Genomic DNA, 4,548 nt, shown 5'->3' with positions numbered 1-4,548 from the left:
CGCTTGGTGTAGACGGGCACGAAGACCTGGCAGGTCGCCAGGGCCTGTTTGAGCTGTCTCTCCCACTCGGCGCCGATCCCCATCCGCCGGTCGAGGAAGCCGGGCGCCTCCCTGCCGTCGTGGTCCGTCAGCTGCATGACGTGTCCGCACAGATCGCGGTGGAAGTCGTCCAGGTCCCGGTCCGGGTCTTCCCGGCTGCGCTCCTCGGTCGCGGGAATGCGCGCATAGCTGAGGAAGAAGTAAGGGTCGGGTCTGGTGGGGCTGACGGTCGGCGGCGAGGAGGAAATCTGATGCGTCATGGTCTCGCCTCCCCCGGAGTCAATACCTGCCGACCGTACGCGAGTTGCTCCGTCGGCGGGAGCAGTCCCCTCCATTGGAGCGCGAAATCGAGTGCCGGTACTAGAGGCTGGAGCGTGCCAGTTGTGGGCCGCGCCGGTCCGAACAGCGCGCAGGGCGCGTGCGCCCGCGCGCGTCTGGTCGTGCTCGGCCCGGTGCGCTGCCGTGCGCCGTGGTTCACGGCGTGCGCCCGGCGAGCGGCACGGCGTCCGCTCCGCCTCCGAGCGAGCGCGCCGTCGCCCGCATGCCCGCCAGCAGCCGCTCCCCCACGCCGGTGGGGGCGCCCGCCGTGGAGAGGGTGTCCAGCGCGGCGAGCACCGCGCCCCGCCAGAACTCCGCCTGCCCGGCGGCGTCCTCAGGTCGCGCTCCGCGCGTCTCGCGCCGGGCGCGGGTGCGCCAGACGTCGGCGACGGCCAGATGGGCGTACGTGCCCTGGAGCACGGCGTCCAGCGGCCTGGGGTCGGTGCGCCAGGCGACGTGGTACCGGCCGCCGCCAGGCTCGAACAGGTCGTACATGTCCTGCAGCGCGCCGAGCTTGACGTGCTGGAACTCGTGGATCAGGGTCAGCGCGAGGTCGTCGGCGCAGGGCGGCAGGGCGACGCCGATCGCGCCGAAGGCGTGCCGGGAGGTCTCGCTGACGATGCGGCCGGGCGGCGCGGCGAGCGGGGTGACGGCGCGCAGTCCGGCGGCGAGTCCGTCGGCGTAGCGCGGGTACTGGGCTAGGACGATCGGCCAGGCCCCGCGGAAGGCCTCCTGCCAGGAGCGGAACTCGGCGGCGGTGAGCCGGGGCCGGACCTCGGCCTGGTAGCCGGTGCGGTACGGGTCGACGTCCTCCAGCGCCACGCGTATGCCGTCGGCCTCCAGATACCGCAGGGGCTCCCAGACGAACCCGTCCGGCAGCGCGCCCAGCGCGGCGCCGTCGACGGCGAGCAGGCCGTCGTACGCCGAGACCGTCACGTCGCGCGCGGGCCCGTCGACGACGAGCCGCCCGAGGCCCGGCAGGTGCACGGTCCCCTCGCGCAGCGGCACGGCGAGGCTGAGGCGGCTCCCGGTGCGGGCGGCGGCGGCCAGGGCGATCTCGGCGGGGCGCCCCGGGTCGGGCGCGCCCTCCTCGCAGACGCCCAGCGCCCACACCCGCAGATACGGGTCGGCGAGGACCGCGTCCAGGGCGTGGGAGGGCAGTGCGAGCAGGAAGTCCCAGGCGGCCAAGGGGTACGGGGCGACGCGGTGGGCGGCCGCGAGGAGCACGCGCCGCAGGCTGCTCTGCGCCTGTGCCAGCTCCTGGACCGCCGGCGCGTCGCCGTAGCCGGCGGCGAGGTCGTCGAAGTGGGCGCGGCGCAGGCCGTGCGAGGGGGCGCGGTCGTCGGCGCCCTCCACGTACTGGATGAGCTTGAGCAGATCGGCGCAGTACACGGAGGGGTTGTCGAAGCCGCCGGCGCGTGAGCCGGGCGGGGTGCGGTAGCGGTGTGCGTACAGCCCCCCGCCGCACACGGCGACCGCCGGGCAGGCTCGGCACTGCGCCGACAGTCCGTCCAGTCCCCTGCGCTGGGCGAGGATGCCGGGGTGCTCGGCGGCCGCGTCGAAGGGGTCGCGCGCCACATGGAAGCCGGTCTCCGGGGCGCCGTGGGCGACGGTCTTGAGCCAGTCCGCCTGCTCGATCGCGCCGTCGGTCTCCACCACGAGCAGGTCCGAACTGCCCAGGCCCAGCGCCTCGGTGAGGCTGAGGCCGCCGTGGGAGAGACGGGAGATCGAGTCGAACATCCGGATGCGCACCGGCTTGCCGTCCTCGGTCCACCGCCGGTGCACGGCGATCAGCCAGTCCGCGTAGTCGCTCTCGCCGCCGGGGCGCGGCGGCGGGCGGTCCCAGGTGGCGTGCGGCAGGAGGAAGTCGATGCCGGGCGGGTCCAGGTCCACCAGCGCGCGGTAGACGTCCACGGGGTCGTTCTCGACGTCGACGGTGCACAGCAGCCCGCCGAAGGCGCTCCGGTAGGCGGGCGCGGCGAGCCGCCGGACGGCCCGGACGACGTCGTCGTAGCTTCCCGTGCCGTCGGCCCGCACGCGGTGGCGGTCGTGGGAGGCCCGGTCGCCGTCGATCGAGACCCCGGCGACGATGCCCTCCTCGGCGAGCATGGCGCAGTAGGCGTCGTCCAGCCGCAGCCCGTTGGTCTGCATCCGCAGAACGACGTCGCTCACCCCGCGCAGCTCGCTTCGCAGCACGCGGGCGAAGCCGCGCAGCCGCTCCCGTCCCACGAGCAGCGGCTCGCCGCCGTGCAGCACGACGTGCACGCGCGGCAGTCCGTGCGCGGCCGCGTGCTCGGCGATCCGCCGGGCGGCGAGCCGGAGGATCTCCTCCGACATGGTGACCGGGCGGCCGCGCCAGCTCTGGTCGGCGTGCTCGTAGACGTAGCAGTGGTCGCAGGCCAGGTCGCACCGGCTGTGCACCTTCAGTACGAACTGGCGAAATGGCCGCGTTCCCGCGGGCACCGGAGTGCTCCTCCAAGCCAGCGACTCAAGGAGAGGGCTGCTCGGACCCGCTGGACTGGAACGCCGACATGATCTCTCCGCGGTCCGCTCCCACGCGCGCGAGCACGGCGCTCTGCGCCGAGACGGGCACCTGGTGCAGCGGAGTGTCACGGTGGTAGGGGAGGGCTCCGGGGATGATCGCGCCTCGCTGCTCGTCGCTGCTGTCCATAGGGGTCTCCTCGGGTGTACGGCTCCGGGCGGCCTTCTCATCGTGACGGCGCGGTTACCCCACGACAAGGCGTTCACCGGCCAACTCGGGCTGTTCGGCCGTGATATCAGGGACGCCGGCGGGTCTGCTGGGGCGCTCAGCCGGCGTACGCCGCGGCCTTGTCCGTCCGCTGCGCCCATCGCACGGCCGGCGCCATGGCGAGGCCCGCCGCCAGGAAGAGCACGCCGAGCAGCAGCCAGCCCACGACGCCCCAGCCGACGATCAGCGTGGTCAGGAGCAGCGGGCCGAGCATTCTGGCCACGGAGACTCCGCTGCCGAAGAAGCCCTGGTACTGGCCCTGTCGTCCGGCGGGCGCCAGGTCGAAGCTGATCTGCCAGGCGCCGGCGGACTGCATCATCTCGCCGGCCACCTGGAGCGCGGCCCCGGTCAGCAGCACGGTCGCCGCGGCCCAGGCGGGCGCGCCCGCGGCGGCCGAGAGGGCGAAGACGGCGCAGGAGGCGAGCATCACCGCGCCGCCTCGCCGGACCGTGCGGGTGGCGCTGGTCAGATCGGTGACCGCGGCGGCCGTGCGGACCTGGAAGAGCATGACCGCGACGGTGTTGAGCACGAGGAGGACCGAGACCGTCCAGCCGGGCGCGGCGGTGCGCTCGACGATCCACAGCGGGATGGCCAGGCTGATCAGCGGCATCCGCAGCAGCATGACCATGTTGAGGAGGGAGACGACGGCGTACGGACCGTCGCGCAGGACGGCGAGCCGGGGCCCCGCCTCGGCGGCCGGGGGCGCGCCCTGCACGGCGGGCAGCCGCAGCAGCACGAGGGCGCAGAGCGCGAAGGCCGCGGCGTCCATGGCGAAGACGGACAGGTAGGCGGCGCGGGTGCCGAAGTGCAGCGCCACCCCGCCGAACGCGGCCCCCACGGCGAGCCCGGCGTTGAGGGTCGACTGGAGGTAGGCGAGGGTCTGCGTCCGCTGCTCCTTGCGCACCAGCCCGGCGAGCAGCGCCTGCCGGGCGGCGGCCAGTCCGCACTGGGCCGTCGCGTAGCAGACGGCGGCCAGCAGGAAGGCCGTGAAGGAGCGGACGAAGAGGAAGGAGCCGACCGAGGCGGAGGTCGCGAGCGCCAGCAGCACGGCGACGGACCGCGGGCCGCGGCGGTCGGCCAGGTGGCCGAGGGGGACGCCGGCGACGGAGCCGACCGCCCAGGCGAGGGTGAGGCCCAGGCCGATCTGGGCGGGCGAGAGGCCGACGACGCGGGCGAAGTAGAGGGTGGAGCAGACGATGTACGCGCCGTCTCCCAGCGAGTTGACCAGCTGAGCGACGGCGAGTTTCCGCGGCGACCCGCTCGGCGGCACGATCCGGAGGGACATGGGGCTCCTTGGGGAGGCGCGGCCTGCCTGCGGGCCGCTCTGCTCCTCACCGTAGAGTCTCAAGTGGCCCACGGCGCAGGCCATTTCCCTCTGGTTCACTGGGCCATTCACGGGCTGGTCCGGTGCGGCCGAGAGCCCCCGGAAGGCCGGGTTCGGC

General features: G+C 74.3%; 3 protein-coding genes and 1 pseudogene. All 4 read right to left on the bottom strand.

The features are described from left to right. Positions 1-299: pseudogene (locus AB0M39_RS41370) on the bottom strand (hypothetical protein); the annotation flags it as partial. Positions 300-513: 214 nt separating this feature from the next. Next, positions 514-2,820, bottom strand: a complete 2,307-nt coding sequence (locus tag AB0M39_RS41365) for an FxsB family cyclophane-forming radical SAM/SPASM peptide maturase (RefSeq protein ID WP_365374190.1) — start codon at positions 2,818-2,820, stop codon at positions 514-516. Between the two features lie 25 nt (positions 2,821-2,845). Then, positions 2,846-3,028 (bottom strand): hypothetical protein, encoded by a 183-nt coding sequence (locus tag AB0M39_RS41360; protein ID WP_365374187.1) that lies wholly within the window; start codon positions 3,026-3,028, stop codon positions 2,846-2,848. 136 nt (positions 3,029-3,164) lie between these two features. After that, positions 3,165-4,391, bottom strand: coding sequence for an MFS transporter (locus AB0M39_RS41355; protein WP_365374184.1), 1,227 nt, complete (start codon positions 4,389-4,391; stop codon positions 3,165-3,167). Positions 4,392-4,548: the final 157 nt, after the last annotated feature.

The sequence above is a fragment of the Streptomyces sp. NPDC051907 genome (assembly GCF_040681075.1).
In the GTDB taxonomy this organism is placed as follows: domain Bacteria; phylum Actinomycetota; class Actinomycetes; order Streptomycetales; family Streptomycetaceae; genus Streptomyces.
The sequence above is the reverse complement of the archived record's forward strand: the minus strand, read 5'-3'. Positions and strand labels throughout refer to the sequence as shown.

What these genes read in the sequence shown, in the direction of transcription:
- AB0M39_RS41355 (WP_365374184.1), bottom strand. Translation starts at nt 4,391, where the DNA reads ATGTCCCTCCGGATCGTGCCGCCGAGCGGGTCGCCGCGGAAACTCGCC.
- AB0M39_RS41360 (WP_365374187.1), bottom strand. Translation starts at nt 3,028, where the DNA reads ATGGACAGCAGCGACGAGCAGCGAGGCGCGATCATCCCCGGAGCCCTC.